This is a genomic window from Lysobacter sp. ISL-50 (assembly GCF_018612875.1).
In the GTDB taxonomy this organism is placed as follows: domain Bacteria; phylum Pseudomonadota; class Gammaproteobacteria; order Xanthomonadales; family Xanthomonadaceae; genus Lysobacter.
In genome coordinates, this window is record NZ_JAGGRI010000070.1 from 1 (window position 1) to 14968 (window position 14968).

General features: G+C 67.5%; 12 protein-coding genes and 1 pseudogene. 4 read left to right on the forward strand and 9 right to left on the reverse strand.

Annotated features, from left to right (window positions below; genetic code table 11):
- Positions 1-1382, reverse strand: a 1382-nt coding sequence (locus J7J50_RS24445) for a septal ring lytic transglycosylase RlpA family protein (protein WP_215097605.1), incomplete at its 3' end; no start/stop codon positions are given.
- A 95-nt stretch (positions 1383-1477) separates the two neighbouring features.
- Positions 1478-2629, reverse strand: a pseudogene (mltB, locus tag J7J50_RS24450) (lytic murein transglycosylase B); the annotation flags it as partial.
- 390 nt (positions 2630-3019) lie between these two features.
- On the opposite strand from mltB, the gene J7J50_RS24455 reads away from it, so the two are divergent.
- On the forward strand, positions 3020-3892 hold the full coding sequence (locus J7J50_RS24455) for an AraC family transcriptional regulator (protein ID WP_215057177.1): 873 nt from the start codon (positions 3020-3022) through the stop codon (positions 3890-3892).
- A gap of 24 nt (positions 3893-3916) precedes the next feature.
- Here the strand turns inward: J7J50_RS24455 and J7J50_RS24460 are convergent, their stop codons facing one another.
- Positions 3917-4381, reverse strand: coding sequence for a hypothetical protein (locus tag J7J50_RS24460; RefSeq protein ID WP_215057178.1), 465 nt, complete (start codon positions 4379-4381; stop codon positions 3917-3919).
- 273 nt (positions 4382-4654) lie between these two features.
- Between J7J50_RS24460 and fabV the strand changes: the two genes are divergently transcribed.
- Entirely contained in the window at positions 4655-5860 is a 1206-nt protein-coding gene (gene fabV, locus J7J50_RS24465; protein WP_215057179.1) for an enoyl-ACP reductase FabV, read from the forward strand.
- Between the two features lie 857 nt (positions 5861-6717).
- On the opposite strand, the gene J7J50_RS24475 is transcribed toward fabV, so the two are convergent.
- On the reverse strand, positions 6718-7317 hold the full coding sequence (locus tag J7J50_RS24475; RefSeq protein ID WP_215057181.1) for a YcxB family protein: 600 nt from the start codon (positions 7315-7317) through the stop codon (positions 6718-6720).
- Entirely contained in the window at positions 7248-7673 is a 426-nt protein-coding gene (locus tag J7J50_RS24480) for a hypothetical protein (protein ID WP_215057182.1), read from the reverse strand. Before J7J50_RS24480 ends, J7J50_RS24475 begins: the two co-directional genes overlap by 70 nt.
- A 492-nt stretch (positions 7674-8165) precedes the next feature.
- Between J7J50_RS24480 and J7J50_RS24485 the strand changes: the two genes are divergently transcribed.
- Positions 8166-9125: an MBL fold metallo-hydrolase gene (locus J7J50_RS24485; protein ID WP_215057183.1), complete on the forward strand. Its 960-nt coding sequence runs from the start codon at positions 8166-8168 to the stop codon at positions 9123-9125.
- A gap of 175 nt (positions 9126-9300) precedes the next feature.
- Here J7J50_RS24485 and J7J50_RS24490 read toward each other — a convergent pair whose 3' ends face one another.
- Positions 9301-10077 carry a DNA/RNA non-specific endonuclease gene (locus tag J7J50_RS24490; protein WP_251044049.1) on the reverse strand — a complete coding sequence of 259 codons (777 nt, stop codon included), beginning with the start codon at positions 10075-10077 and terminating at the stop codon, positions 9301-9303.
- Positions 10078-10458: 381 nt separating this feature from the next.
- Between J7J50_RS24490 and J7J50_RS24495 the strand changes: the two genes are divergently transcribed.
- Positions 10459-10902 (forward strand): hypothetical protein, encoded by a 444-nt coding sequence (locus J7J50_RS24495; RefSeq protein ID WP_215057184.1) that lies wholly within the window; start codon positions 10459-10461, stop codon positions 10900-10902.
- A 76-nt stretch (positions 10903-10978) separates the two neighbouring features.
- On the opposite strand, the gene rodA is transcribed toward J7J50_RS24495, so the two are convergent.
- The 3 genes from rodA to mreD are packed head-to-tail and all read right to left on the reverse strand — an operon-like array spanning position 10979 to position 14824.
- Complete coding sequence (rodA, locus tag J7J50_RS24500; protein WP_215057185.1) at positions 10979-12094, reverse strand: rod shape-determining protein RodA; 1116 nt, start codon at positions 12092-12094, stop codon at positions 10979-10981.
- Positions 12091-14337, reverse strand: a complete 2247-nt coding sequence (mrdA, locus tag J7J50_RS24505; protein WP_215057186.1) for a penicillin-binding protein 2 — start codon at positions 14335-14337, stop codon at positions 12091-12093. Before mrdA ends, rodA begins: the two co-directional genes overlap by 4 nt.
- A gap of 1 nt (position 14338) precedes the next feature.
- A complete protein-coding gene (gene mreD, locus J7J50_RS24510; protein WP_057944406.1) occupies positions 14339-14824 on the reverse strand; it encodes a rod shape-determining protein MreD in 486 nt (161 codons plus the stop codon).
- Between the last annotated feature and the right edge of the window lie 144 nt (positions 14825-14968).

Sequence of the window (14968 nt, forward strand, 5' to 3'; positions counted from 1 at the left end):
GGCGCCGGCAGCGCGGCGGCGGAGGCAGCGGCCACGACGGTGGCCGGCGGCGTCTTGCCGGCCTTCTTCGCGGCTTTCTCGGCCTGCGCCAGGGCGCGCTGCTGTTCCTTCTGCTGCTTGGCCAGAGCGCGTTTTTCCGCCTTGGTCAGCGGCTTGGGCGGCGGCGCGTCGATGCCCTTGCCGGTGGCGACCCGGACCTGGCGCGACTTCATCCAGGCGTCGAACTCGTCCGCGGTCATCGACTTGCCGTTCTGCATCATGTCGAAGCGGTAGTCCTGCGCGCCGCCGCTGAGCGGCTTGGCGGCGCCGGCGACCACGGCGGGCTTGCCGGTGGCCACGGTGGTCGGCAGCGAGGACGCCACCGGCGCGGGCTGTCCGGTCGCCACCGTGGTCTTGACCGACGCGACCGGGGTCACCGGCGCGGGCTTGCCGGTGGCGATCGTGGTCTTCGCCGAACCGTAGGTGCCGGTCTCGGCCTGGCTGGCGACCGGCGCCGGCTTGCCGGTGGCGATGCGCACGCCCGGCGGCAGTTCGCCGGCGTTGGCGCTGGCGATCGGCATCGCCGCGACCAGGCGGTCGATGGCGCTGGACGCGGCCGGCTTCGGCGCGGCGGCGGGCGACTGCGGCGGATTGTTGGCGGCGCTGGCGTACACCGGCGGCGGCGCTTCGCCCGGATGCAGCGCGCGCACCTCGACCCGGCCGGTGCCGCGCTGGGTGATGCCCAGCTTGATCGCGGCGGCGTAGCTCAGGTCGATCACGCGGTTGTCGTGGAACGGGCCGCGATCGTTGACCCGCACCGTCACCGACTTGCCGTTGTCCAGGTTGGTGACCCGGGCGAAGCTCGGCAGCGGCAGCGATTTATGCGCGGCGGTGAAGGCGTACATGTCGTACACCTCCAGGTTGGAGGTACGCCGGCCGTGGAACTTCTGCCCGTAGTACGACGCCGTGCCGGTCTCGACATAGTCGTCGTGCGAGTCCAGCACCTTGTAAGTCTTGCCCAGCACCGCGTACGGCGAACGGTTGCCGAACTGCGAACGCGGCTCGGCGACGACGTCGGGTTCCGGAATCGCGTCCACGTCGGGAATGTAGTCCGGCGTGGTGTCCTTGACCTCCGGCGCATACAGGCCGCCGGCGCGGTAGTTGCCGCGCTTGCTGAGGTCTTCCTGCGCCGCCGCGTACGGCGACTTCTTGCGTCCGCCATGGGCCGGCAGGCCGCTGCTGTGGACGCGGTCGCGGTCGGGCAGCGCGAGTGCCTGCGAGTTGGGTTTCTTCGGAGCGCTGGCGCAGGCCGCCAGGGCCAGCGGCAGCGCGGCGGCGACCAGCCGCCGGATCGTCGCGCCGGCCGTGGGCGCCGTCGGCGGCCGCTTCGGGCCGCCGTTCATGCCCGCGGCGCCTGCGGTTTCGGCGCCGGCGCCGGAGCGGCCGGCGCGGGCGTGGGAGGGGTCGATTGGATCGGCGCTTGCGCTGGAATGATCAAGGGATTCTCCCGTCCGGCGATCGCCTCGGCCAGCTGGTACACCGCCATGCCGTAATGCTTGGAGATGTTGTAGCGGGTGATCGCGTAGAAGTTGCGGAAACCGAACCAGTACTCGGGGCCATCGACCCCGTCCAGATTGAGCAGCGTCGCTGTCTGCGTCGGCGCCACCTTGCTCAGCGGCCGATAGCCGCGCGCGGCCAGGTCGGCGAGCGAATACACCGGGTCCATGTTTTCCGGAACGAAGTCCTGCGCGGTCGCATCGCGGCTGGCGCGCGCGACCACCGGGCCGCCGCGCACCCAACCGCCCTTCTTGACGAAGTAATTGGCGATCGAGAAGAACACGTCGTCCAGATCGGTGAACAGATTGCGCTTGCCGTCGTTGTCGCCGTCCACCGCGAACTCGCGATAGCTCGACGGCATGAACTGGCCCCAGCCCATCGCGCCGGCGTAGCTGCCGGTCAGGGTGGCGATGTCGATGCCTTCTTCCTTGCCCAGCGCGAACAGCTGGCCCAGTTCGCCGCGGAAGAACGCCTCGCGGCGGTTCTCGCGATCGAGCTTGGCCGGATCGCCGCTGCGCGGATAGGCGAAGGCCAGCGTGTACAGCGCATCGACCACGCTGTATTTGCCGGTGTTCTTGCCGAAGCTGGTTTCCACCCCGACGATCGCGACGATGATCTCGGCCGGCACGCCGGTGGCCGCTTCCACCCGCGACAACTGCGCGCGGTGCTCGGCCAGGAACGCCTTGCCGCCGTCGATGCGGGCCTGGGTGATGAAGATCGGACGGTAATCGCGCCACGGCTTGGCTTCGGCCGGACGCGACATCGCCGCGACGATGCCGTCGCGGATCTGCGCGCGCGCCAGCACCGATTCGATATAGGCCGGGTCGATGCCGTACTGCGCGGCGGTGTCGCGCACGAACAAGGCGCGGGCCTGCTCGATCGGCATCTGCACCACCGGTTCGGGCAGCGCGGGCGTGCCGACCACCGGGGTGGCGGGCGTGGCCGGTGCGGGCGTCGCCGGCCTGGGCGTGGCCGGTTTGGGCGCGGCCGGAGCGGAAGCGATAGGCGCGGTAGGCGCCTGCGTAGCGCAGGCGGCCAACACGATCGTGAGTGCGCCGAACAGGGCGCAACGGGCGGTGTGGCGTCGGGTCATCGTCGCGAGGGTAGCACGCGACCGCGGGACAAAAAACCTTGGGTTTGCGGGACTTAACCGATTTTATTCATGTAGGGTTGTCGAAGTGAAACGGGTGTCGGCAGCGCTTGCGAGGTGCGCGTCGGCGCTGTCGGAAGCTGAATAGCGCTTACCGATCCGGCGGGGTTGGCCGGGCCCGGCATCCCCTCGGCTTTGTGTCGTCACACTATCGATGCAGATCGCAGCGAGGCGACGGTCAATCGTTCTCGCCAGGGCAGGCGCGGATCGGCAAGACAACGCGCCACGTCGAACCCGACGCATGCATCGGCGCAACCGAAGCGGTCGCGCACAGCGCGCAGGGATGATCTTCGACACTGTTCGCCCCCGGGCTCCGGGGATGAGCATCGCCGCATGACCGACCGCCCCGCCTGCTACCCCGCTCCCCCGGCCGCGCTGCAGGCCGGCGCCGGTCCGGATCGCGCCCCGCTGCTCGACGTGCTGGTCTCGCCGGTGCCGCTCGGGTTGTTCGACTCGCCGGTGGACGGCCGCCATGTGCTGTGTCTGCACGTCGGCGAACCGGTGCCGGTGTCGTACCGCATGGACGGACACGAGCGACAGGGCGTGCGCCTGCACGGCCAATTCTGCGTCGTGCCGGCCGGATCGAGCACGCGCTGGATCGTGTCGAAACCCGCGCGCTCACTGCTGCTGCGACTGACGCCGTCGCTGCTGCGCGAGATCTCCGAGACCATGGGGTTGAGCACGCAAGCCGGGCAACTGGCGCCGTCGATCCACGTGCGCGACGCGCAGGTCGAATGCATCGGCTGGATGATGCAGGCCGAAGACCACGACGCCTATCCAGGCGGCCGCGTGTTCACCGACAGCCTCGCCAGCGCGCTGGCCGCGCGCCTGCTCGCGCTGCAGTCGCGCAAGCCGGCCGCGAGCGAGCGCCACGCGCGCGCGTTGCCGGTGTGGCGCTTGCGTCATGTGCTGGACTACATCGAAGCGCATCTGGACGAAGACCTGTCGCTGGCCGAACTCGCGGCCGTGGCCGGCTTCAGCCTGTCGCACTTCAAGCCGCTGTTCAAACAGGCCACGGGCCTGCCGGTGCATCGCTTCGTGCTGGAGCGGCGGGTCGAACGCGCACGCACGCTGCTGCTGGAAGGCAGAAGGAACATGGGCGACATCGCCCTGGACGCGGGGTTCTCGCACGCCAGCCACATGGCCCGCTGCATGCGCCGGGTGCTGGGGCTTAGCCCGTCGCAGATCGCAAGCTCGCGCCACTAAGCGTTCGATAAGGCGAGCGCGCGCCTATGCGCGCCGAGGCGTTCCCGCCGGATCGGCCTCGGCGTGCTTGTCGTTGCCGATGGTCAGATGCAAGCCCGGCTCGGGCTCGCGCGGCAGGCCCAGGGCGACGCGCAGATCCAGCACCGCTTCGCAACGCACCGGGTACCAGACATAGCCGTCGGTCTGCTGCGGGCGCGGGTCGTAGACGAATTCCACCGCGTCGCCGTCGCCGCGTTTCCACGCCTCCATGCGCGGCGGCGTTTCGCCGCGGATCACCGAAATGTGCGGGCCCCACAGCGGACCTTGCAGCGAGCGCGTGCGCCGGTGCCCGAGCAGATACTGATGGCGCAGGTAGCGACCCAACTCGGGATCGCAATCGACGATCAGCCACCACAGCGTGCTGCCGCCGTCGCGGCGACCGTGACCGCCGCCGGCCAGTTGCGGGCTGTAACGCAGGGTGCCGGTGGAAGCGATGAAGCCGTCGTGCACGGAAGCGTCCTGATGCGATGAGCGCCGAAGCGCACCATCATGGACGCCGGGCCGCGCGATCGCCATGCGAGCGGCCCAGCGGCGCGGAGCCGCCCGTTCCGGGCCGATGGCGCTCGCCACCCGCGCCCGGCCGGCCCGGACCCGCCCCGATTCCGTACGCAAACGTCCGGAGAATCGCCGCGCCGGCGCGCGCGAACACGGAACCCCGGCATTTCTCAAACCCGCGCCAGCCACTAAGATGCAGCGCACGCCCCACAGCCAGAGGTATTCACGTTGGTCATCCTGCCCAAGGTCCGCGGCTTCATCTGCACCACCACGCATCCGCTGGGTTGCGAACTCAACGTGCGCGACCAGATTCAAGCCACCCGCGCGCTCAGCGCGCGCAGCGACGGCCCCAAGAAGGTGCTGGTGATCGGCGCCTCCAGCGGTTACGGACTGGCCGCGCGCATCGCCACCGCCTTCGGCTACGGCGCCGACACCCTCGGCGTGTTCTTCGAAAAGCCCGGCACCGACAAGAAGCCGGGCACGGCCGGCTGGTACAACTCGGCGGCGTTCGACAAGTTCGCCAAGGCCGAAGGCCTGTACAGCAAGTCGATCAACGGCGACGCGTTCTCCGACGAAGCGCGCGCGCAGGTCATCGACCTGATCAAGAACGAAATGGGCGGCCAGGTCGATCTGATCGTCTATTCGCTGGCCTCGCCGGTGCGCAAGCTGCCCGGCACGGGCGAGGTCAAGCGCTCGGCGCTGAAGACCATCGGCGAGCCCTACACCTCCACCGCGATCGACACCAACAAGGACACCGTCATCCAGGCCACGGTCGAGCCGGCCACCGAGCAGGAGATCGCAGACACGGTCACGGTGATGGGCGGCCAGGATTGGGAGTTGTGGATCGACGCGCTCGAACGCGCCGACGCGCTGGCGCCGGGCGCGCGCACGGTCGCCTTCAGCTACATCGGCACGGAAATCACCTGGCCGATCTACTGGCACGGCGCGCTGGGCAAGGCCAAGGTCGATCTGGACCAGACCGCGCAGCGCCTCAACACGCGCCTGTCCAGGATCGGCGGCGGCGCCAACGTGGCGGTGCTCAAGTCGGTGGTCACCCAGGCGAGTTCGGCGATCCCCGTGCTGCCGCTGTACATCGCGCTGGTGTTCAAGGTCATGAAGGAAAAGGGCCTGCACGAAGGTCCGATCGAACAGCTCAACCGCATGTTCCGCGACCGCATGTACCGCGAGGACGGCCAGCCGGCGCCGACCGACGAAGAGCAGCGCCTGCGCCTGGACGATTGGGAAATGCGCGAGGACGTGCAAGCGCAGTGCAAGGCGCTGTGGCCGCAGGTCACTACGCAGAACTTGTTCCAGCTCACCGATTACGCCGGCTACAAGCACGAGTTCCTCAAACTGTTCGGGTTCGAACGCGAGGACGTGGATTACACGAAGGATGTCGATCCGGAAGTGAGCTTCGACTGCATCGAGTTGTAAACGGCCCGCCGGCTCGATAGCGCTTCGCCGTCCAACCGAGCCGGATTCGCGCGACGCGGGTCCGGCTTTTTCATGTCTGGTGTTTTCGATGCTGTGCTTCGCGCATGGTTGAATCGGCGACGCCTTGTCTGAGCCGGTCTTGCTCATAGCGCGAGTGCAGACACCAGCGACCACATGCCGCCCCTTCCCTACTGCGCCCCTTCAAGCCGTCATTCCCGCGAACGCGGGAATCCAATGTCTTTGTCGCGGCTGCCCGAAAGTCGCTGGATTCCCGCGTTCGCGGGAATGACGGCAGGTGAGTATTCGGCTTCGGGCGAATCCCCGCTCAAACATCCATCCCTCCGACTTGGATTCTGCGGGCCCTCGCCGCAACCACTCAACCCCGACAACAACAAAACACGGTCGCTACGCTGAACTTATTAGCTCGGGCTGATTACATCTGAGATCGCTACATTCCATCGGCCTCGCCAGGATCACCTGACGGCGCTCGCTCGAAGGGCCAACCCACCTCCTGCTCAATGCAATCATACTGCGCGCCTACCCGAAGTTCCGAACTGAAGATAATTGGCGCGCGCCTGTGTAAGGCTCAAATCCCCATTAGGACCGCCCCATACTTCGTCGGCGTCCTCGTCGTCCTGGCCGTCGTCCTCCCAGTGACAGACCACGCAGATTTCATATTGCCCGCGCTCATCGAGAGTTTCGCCGCCGCAACAGGGGCAACGCAGGGGCAGGTTTTGGATCATCGTCATTCCCGGCTCTCGCGGCTATATCATCATGTCCGGCGCGTACTGAGTTTGGGATTGCCTGTTACCCCATCGTCCCGAGCACTCGCGCCAACGTCAAGCACGCAACGGCTATCAAGCCAATGCCGCCGCCTCGCTCACATCGGCCCCCTTCGCCGCCGCCATCGCGATCAGCGATGCCTGCAGGTCCGCATCCGCGATCGAATGCAGCGGAATGCAATGCGCGGCCCCCGGCGCGAAGAAGAACATCAGAAATCCGGCGCGGCGCTTCACCTTGAAGATGACCGGCCATTTGTGCGCGTACTCGTAGCTGACGCCCACGGCGCGGATTCCGTCGTCGTCGAAGACATACGTGAACGGCTCGCGGGATTGCTTGTACACGTAGTGCGTCGACGCCGCGCCCAGCAGCAGCATCGCCGGCACGAACAAAAGGCATCCCGCGACGACCGCGCACAGTTGCGCGTCGAACGGCCGGCCCTTGGACAGGCTCAACGCCGCCAGGCCGAAGGCGGCCAACGGCCAGAATGCGATGAAGACATAGCTCGCCTTGCGTTCGAGCATCAACACCGCGCTGGCGCGCACGCGCTCCCAATACGAGAACGACGACGGGAAACTGATTTTTTCCGGAGCATCCATGAGTGCGATCAGCCCCAGAACACCCACCAAGGCTTTTGTTCCTGCCGCGGCGCCGCATAAGGACACAGCACCGCCCACGGCCCGCCGCTTTGCGACAGGAACAGGCGATGCGAGAACACGCGGCCATCGGCGGTGCGCACTTCTTCGGTGACCACATAGAAGCAGTCGGCGTAATGCTCGGTGGCGGTGACGCGGGTGGTGACGCCGGCCAGATCCGGCGGCCCGGCTTGCCGCCACTTCGCTTCCAGCGACGCGGCGAGTTGAGCGATCGCCTCGGCGGTGACCGCGCCGGGACGCTTGTCGAGATGTTGCAGCACCAGTTGCGCTTCAAGTCCGAAATCGCGGTACGTGGCCGCCAAATCCATGTCGTGGGCGCGGTAAGCGCTTTGCAATGCGTGCAACGCTTTTTGCGCGGTAGACAGGTCCGTATCCATAAGCGTCTCCATGAGTTTCAAGCCGGCCGGGTCGACAGGCTCGACTCAATGCCGCCACGCCCGGAGCCTGATGCGCTGCAACGGACTCACCGCGCGACACGCGGGGCCTTGCAGACCGAGCCCCACAATGCACCCTTCGGCCGGGTAATGCATCTTTGGAGCGATGCCCACTGTTCGGCCGGTGACATGCGCGGCGGCGCGATGCGCCTTTTCGCGGTTTATGCACGCCGATTCAGGCGCCGATACGGAAGCGATCGGCGCCGATCGTGTGTTGACCGTTCGCTCGGCGGTGCGTCGCCGGAAAAAGCGATCGCGGCGACATCTGCCTGTTAACCGGCGCATTACCGCTTCGGAACGTGGATCGTCCCGCCTCGGGAACTGCGCGATTTTCGCCGGCCGCCGCCGTCCACCCGCAGCGTTCCATTTCCTCCGCTTCCGAATCCCCGCCGCCGCGCTCTATTCTCGGCCCTCCACCCCCAGCCGAGATTCCCCATGACCCGAACCCCGCTCTTCCTGACGATGGCCGCCGCGCTGACCGGCGCCGTGCTTGCCGGGTGTTCGCAGCAACCGGCACCGCCCGCCGCCACGGCACCGGCGGCCACCGCGCCGGCCGCCGAAGCCGCGCCCAAGCCGGCCGAAAGCGCCGACGTGTTCCGCTTCAAGATCGGCGCCCTGGATGCGGCGGCGTTGAAGGACGGCGACATCGACGCTCCCAACGACGGCACGACCTTCGCCATCGGCCAGCCCAAGGCCGACGTCGACGCCCTGCTGAGCGCCGCCGGCCAGCCCACCGATGTGCTGCACCTGAGCATCCAGCCGCTGCTGGTCCGCGCCGGCGAGCGCGTGCTGCTGTTCGACACCGGCGCCGCCGACGCTTCGTTTGCGCGCGCCGGCCGCCTGCCCGCCTCGCTGCGCGCCGCCGGCGTCGAGCCCGCCCAGGTCACCGACGTCTTCATCACCCACCATCACGCCGATCACGTCGGCGGCCTGCTGACCCGCGACGGCGCCCTCGCCTTCCCCAACGCCGCCATCCACCTGTCCGCGCCGGAATGGAACGGCATCAAGGCCAGCAAGGACGAAGCCAAGCTGGCCGCGGCGATCGGCCCGAAAGTGCAGCCCTTCGAACCCGGCGCGCAGATCGTCCCCGGCGTGGTCACCGCCGTCGCCGACGCCGGCCACACCCCGGGCCACAGCGCCTACGAAATCGGCACCGGCGCCGATCGCCTGCTCTACATCGGCGACACCGCGCATCACCACGTGATCTCGGTGGAGCGTCCGGAATGGACGGTGCAGTACGACGAGAACGCGCCCGCGGCGCAGAAGCAGCGCCGCGCCCTGCTGCAGCGCGCGGCCGACGGGAAAGTGCGCGTGTATGCGGTGCACTTCCCGTTCCCGGGGCTGGGACGTGTCGAGGCCAAGGGCGACAGCTTCGTCTGGGTGGCCGAGCACTAAGACGGCAAGGCTCTGGTCCGGACAAGCGCTCTTCGTGCGGGACAGCGAAGAGCGCTTGTTCGTCGGACATTGCCCAGATGTCGGTTGGCGCAAACGCGACGTCGCCGGCCTGCGGTCTTGACGACAAATCCGTCAGCGCTGGCGGCCGCGCCAATTCGTAGCGCAACGCGTCCGCTTACGGCAGCACCAACACCTCGCTCCAATCCGACGAAGTCTGATTGCGCAGCGCCGCCGGCAGGCCCGGGAACGCATCCACGAACGCGGTGCGCTTGAGTTCGTCGATCGAAATCACCTTGCACACCGGCGCCAGATTGTTCTCGCACCAGTACGCGCCGGCGACGCCGGCCTGCGGCACGTACACCGCCTTCCAGGTTTGCGTGGGCACCACCACCTTGCCGCTGGCGATGGTGGTGGTCATGTTCTCGAAATCCGGGCCGGTCACCACGTAGGCATCGTCGTAGCTGCTGGCGACGATGCGCACCGTGTTCTCGATCCGCGCCCAGATCCCGCGATTCAACTTACCGGTCTGCGGCACGATGTTGGCGACCGAGAAGGTTTCCTTCTGCGCCGTCGTGGTCGAAGCGTCGCCGGCCGGCATCATGTGGCCGCGGTCGTAGCCGCTGTTGGTGTAGCTGGCGTGAGTGGTGGCCAGACCGGGCTCGCTGAAGAAGTTGGAATCGATACGGGTGATCGAATCCGCGCCCGCGACCTTCGCCTTGGTCAGATGCTCGGCCGACCACAGACTGCCGCCGATGATCTTCGAGGCGTACAGGTTGTACTCCTTGTAGCAGACCGAAATGGTCTCCTGGGTCAGCTCGGTATTGCTGAGCACCGGCTTCTTGCCGCCCAGGTATTGCTCGTTATGCGTCGTCGTGCAGGTGGCCGCTGCGGCTGAGCCGACTACGCCGCACAGGCTCAGCATTGCGACCATTGCCAATGTATTGCGTGCCATGACGACTCCAGACCAACCGATGAGGTCTGGAAGCGTCGCTAATGTTTAGTGCACACGGATGACGTATTTATTGCGCATAAACTACGGCGCGCCAGATTCACGCGCATGGAAAGCGCCGAGGTTACGGCCGAAACGGCGGTCGCAAGCGTCAGATCGGATAGCGACGCCGCGACATCAGATGGTGTTCCTTCGCCAATCTGAAACGGAAGGAATTTCTTGAACTCCGCACGAACAAGATGAAGCCTCGGACCGCGCTGTCCCGACTGCCATCGCTATGGCCACCGGCACCCAGCGCATACGAATATCGGCTTTTTAGATATCCAAGATCGAGTATTACTGTGGTGTTCCCCCGCCAAAGCGCGGCCAGCAAGGAACGCCGTCATGCCCCATCCGAATTCCGCAGCCCGTCCCATCGATTTTGCGCTGCATTTGCTGCAGTCCTCGCCCGAAGCATCGGAGCCGATCGCGCATCTCTCGCGCCTCGATCCTGCCGCGCTCGATTACCTCCGCGCCAAGGCTTCCGACCTCCATCACCGCGCAGTCGGCGAAGCGCGCGACTTACTCGATATCGCATTGGAGTCGCTGGAATTCCCCTTGCCGGCTGAGCACCAACGCCGTTTGCTTGAGCGAGTGGACGAGCAATTGACGTCGGCGCAGCGCTGGGGTGAGTTGGCCGCAAACGCTCGGTTCTGTCTAGAGCGACAGGAGCTGGCGCGGCAGTTGGCGGGAGAGGTGCAGTTGGAGAGCGCGAATCCTGTAGCCGACGCATCAGGGAGCGGTACGGCGGAAATACGAGAGCGGGCGCGGACGCGCTCGGCCAAGTGAGCGCCAGGAATTCTCGTTCGCGGCTCACGCCGCTCCCTATATGCAGGCTCCGGGAGTTATGGCGCGAGCCGCTCGCTCAGCGCCCACCATGCACCGGCTTATGCGCCCGCACAGCCATCACCACGCCCAACCCCGCCAACAACGAAACCGCCGAGGTACCGCCGTAGCTCAACAACGGCATAGGCACGCCCACCACCGGCAGCAACCCGGAAATCATCCCGCCGTTGACGATCACGTACACGAAGAACGCCAAGCCCAACGCGCCGGCGATCAAGCGCGAGTAGCCGTCGCGCGCGCCGGCTGCGATCCACAGACACCGCCCGACCACGAACAGGTACAGCGCCAGCACCGTGACCACGCCGACCCATCCGAACTCTTCGCTCAGCACGGCGAAGATGAAGTCGGTGGTGTGTTCGGGCAGGTAATTCAGATGCGACTGCGAGCCCTGCAGCCAGCCTTTGCCGGTCATGCCGCCGGCGCCGATGGCGATCTTGGACTGGATGATGTTCCAGCCGGTGCCCAGCGGGTCGGTCTCGGGGTTGAGGAAGGTCAGGATGCGGTCTTTCTGGTACGGGCGCAGCAGCCAGAACCAGGCGACCGGGGCGATCGCGGCGACGCCGCTGAAGGCGGCGACGAACCACCACCACGACAGGCCGGCCAGGTACAGGGCGAAGGCGCCGCTGATGCCGACCAGCATCGCGGTGCCGAAGTCGGGTTGCAGCAGGATCAGGATGGTCGGCACGCCGATCAGTACGGCGGCGACGACGACGTTGAAGAATTTCGGCGGCAACGGTTGGCGGTTGAGGTACCACGCCACCATCATCGGCAGGCTCAGCTTCAGCAGCTCGGCGGGCTGGAAGTAGAAGACCTTCAGGTCGATCCAGTGGCGGCCGTGCTTGCCGGTGCCGACCACCAGCACCAGCAGCAGCGGCACCATCGATACGGCGTAGATCACCGGCGTCCAGTTGCGCAGTTGCGGCATCGACATGCGCGACAGGCCCCACATCGCGGCCAGGCCGATGGCGAAGCGCGAGCCCTGCGCGAACACCATGCGCGTGGAGTGTTCGCCGGCGCTGTACAGCACCGCCAGTCCGATCACCATCAGCGCCAGCAATGCGGCCAGCATCAGCAGGTCGAGCGTGCGGGTGAAGCGCAGGCTCATGTCCCACAGGTAGCGCAGGATCACTCTCATCGTTGCGGCCCGGTAATCGGCGGCGGCGCCGCGTCGTCTTCGGGGTCCACGTCGGGTTCGATCAAGGCGTCGTCGCTGCGCGCCGGCGCTTCGCGCGCGGGTTCCTCCGGCAGCGCCGAGCCCGGCGGCAGATGGGGACGCAGCATTTCCGAGCGCTGCAGAATCTGCGGCGTGTGCCCCGGCTGCGCGGCGACGCGCGCGTTGGCCACGGCCACCGCCGCGGCCCAGGCGCCGTTGACCGGCACCGGCACGAGCTTGGGTTCTTCGCCGGCCACGGTGCTGCCGACGGCGGCGGTCGCAGCGGGCGCGCCCGCGGGACGCGCGGCGCCGGCGAGCGGCGCCACCGGCGGCGCGCCTTTGTCCTTGGCCGGATCGGGCTCGGGCATCTTGCCGAGCAGCCAGGCGTCGAAGATCTTGCGCGCGATCGGCGCGGCGGTGCTGCCGCCGTAGCCGCCGTGCTCGACCACCACCGCCACCGCGATGGTCGGGTTGTCGGCCGGCGCGTAGCCGACGAACAAGGCCTGATGGCGCAGGTGGAACGGCAGCGAATGCGGATTCATGCTGACGTTGCCCTTGCGGCTGACCTTCTGCGCGGTGCCGGTCTTGCCGGCCATGCGATACGGCGCGCCGCGCGCCATCATCTGCGCGGTGCCGCGCGAGCTGTGGATGGTGCCTTCCATGCCTTCGTGCACGGCTTGCAGGTGCGCGGGGTGGTCGGTGATCCGGGTCGCCGGCTGCAGCACCTTGGGCACCCACGGCGATTCGTAACCGGTGCGGATTTCGCGCACCAGATGCAATTGATGCAAGGTGCCGCCGTTGGCGATGGCGGCGGTGCCGCGCGCCAGCTGCAATGCGGTCACTACCCAATAACCCTGGCCGATGCCGGCGATCACGGTCTCGCCCGGGTACCAGCCTTCCTTCTTGTTGCGCTTGGCCTTCCACGCCGGCGACGGCAGGATGCCGATGTTTTCGCCGAGCAGGTCGATGCCGGTCTTCTGCCCGAAGCCGTAGCGGGTCATGTACTGATCGACGCGGTCGATGCCCATGTCCAGCGCGAGCTTGTAGTAGTAGGTGTTGACCGACTGGGCGATGGATTCGCGCAGGTCCACCCAGCCGTGGCCGCCGCCGTGCGAGTCGCGATAGCCGCGCTTCTGCCCGGGAATGTGGAATTCGCCCGTGGACAGGATGCGGTCTTCGGGCCGGCGGAATCCGCTGTCGAGCCCGGCCAGCGCCATGAACGGTTTCATCGTCGAACCCGGCGGGCCGCCGCCGAGCACGTTGCGGTTGAACTGCGGACGCGAGGGATCGTCGTTGAGCGCTTTGTAATCGACGTTGGAAATGCCGTTGACGAACAGGTTGCTGTCGTAGCTGGGCAGGCTGACCATGCCCAGCACTTCGCCGGTGCGCGGGTCCACCGCCACCGCCGAGCCGTCCATGTCGCCGAAGGCGGTGACCATGGCACGCTGCAGGTCGAGGTCGATGCTCAGGCGCAGGTCGGCGCCGGGCTTGGCCGGGACGTGGCCGACCTGGCGGATCGGGCGGCCGTCGACGTTGGTTTCGATCTGCTCGTAACCGATCTGGCCGCGCAGTTGTTCTTCGTAGGAGCGCTCCAGGCCGGTCTTGCCGGTGTGGGTGAGCACGCCGTTGCGGCCCATCGTCTCCTGGTCCTTGGTGTCGATGCGGCCGACGTAGCCCAGCACGTGCGCGAACAACTCGCCGTAGGGATAGCGGCGGTTGAGGTAGGACACCAGCTCGACACCGGGGAAGCGCCAGCGATCGACCGCGAACGCGGCGACTTCGGCGTCGCTGACGCGCAGCTTCAATACGATCGGCTTGAAGCCGCGGGTGGCTTTGCGTTCGGCTTCGAAGCGGGCGATGTCTTCCGGCGTCAGCGCGACCACCTTGGCCAGTTGCGGCAGCCATTTCTCGCTGTCGCCGGCTTCGCTGGGCGTGACCTCGATGCGGAAGGCCGGCACGTTGTCGGCCAGAATGCGGCCCTGGCGGTCGTAGATCAGGCCGCGTCCGGGCACGACCGGGCGCAGCTTGACCCGGTTGGCTTCCGAGCGCATCGCGTAATCGTCGTGTTGCCACACCTGCAGGCGGAAGTACCAGAAGCCCAGGCCGAGCACGCCGATCACCACGCAGGCGAAGGCGATGGCGGCGCGCATGCGGAACTGCTCGGCTTCGCCCGCGGTGTTCTTCAACACCCGTTTGCTTTGCAGCAGTTTGCGGCGCGGGCCCATGTCAGCGCCTGCGCCAGCTGCCCAGACGCAGCGCGTCGAGCAACAGGAAGATCACCGGCCACAAGGCCATGCCGGTCAGCGGCGACAGCCAGAACAGCGACGGCAGCGGCGGTTCGCGCAGCACCATGTGGATGGCGGCGGTGACGATGCGGTCGTTGAGCATCAGGCCGCCCACCGCCAGCGCTTGCTGCGACAACGGGAAGAACCGCAGCCGCGCGCGGAAGCGCTGCAGGATGAAGGCCATCACCACCAGCCGCAGCGCCTGCTCGCCGAGCAAACCGTCGGAGACCAGATCGCCGGCCAGGCCGACGATGAAGGCGAAACCCAGGCCGACCCGATCCGGGTCTTCGATCACCCAATAGGCCAGCACCAGCCCGAGCCAGTACGGCCGCAGCGCCAGCAGCAATTGCGGCACCGGCAGCAGGCTCAGGGCCAGCGCGGCGAGCAGGCTGGCCGGCAGCACCCAATGATGGCGGGCGCGGGTCATCGGCGGTTCCCGTCGGCGGTGGCCGCCGGTTTTTGCCGCGGCGCGGCTTGCGCGGGCGCGGGCGCGGTGCGCGCGGGCTGGGGCGCGGCCGCGCGCGAGGCGGCGTTGCCGCCGGTGTCGGCGTCATTGCCGGCGGTGCTGACG

What these genes read in the sequence shown, in the direction of transcription:
- J7J50_RS24495 (WP_215057184.1), top strand. Translation starts at nt 10,459, where the DNA reads ATGCCCCATCCGAATTCCGCAGCCCGTCCCATCGATTTTGCGCTGCAT.
- J7J50_RS24485 (WP_215057183.1), top strand. Translation starts at nt 8,166, where the DNA reads ATGACCCGAACCCCGCTCTTCCTGACGATGGCCGCCGCGCTGACCGGC.
- J7J50_RS24490 (WP_251044049.1), bottom strand. Translation starts at nt 10,077, where the DNA reads ATGGCACGCAATACATTGGCAATGGTCGCAATGCTGAGCCTGTGCGGC.
- rodA (WP_215057185.1), bottom strand. Translation starts at nt 12,094, where the DNA reads ATGAGAGTGATCCTGCGCTACCTGTGGGACATGAGCCTGCGCTTCACC.
- mreD (WP_057944406.1), bottom strand. Translation starts at nt 14,824, where the DNA reads ATGACCCGCGCCCGCCATCATTGGGTGCTGCCGGCCAGCCTGCTCGCC.
- J7J50_RS24480 (WP_215057182.1), bottom strand. Translation starts at nt 7,673, where the DNA reads ATGGATACGGACCTGTCTACCGCGCAAAAAGCGTTGCACGCATTGCAA.
- mrdA (WP_215057186.1), bottom strand. Translation starts at nt 14,337, where the DNA reads ATGGGCCCGCGCCGCAAACTGCTGCAAAGCAAACGGGTGTTGAAGAAC.
- J7J50_RS24455 (WP_215057177.1), top strand. Translation starts at nt 3,020, where the DNA reads ATGACCGACCGCCCCGCCTGCTACCCCGCTCCCCCGGCCGCGCTGCAG.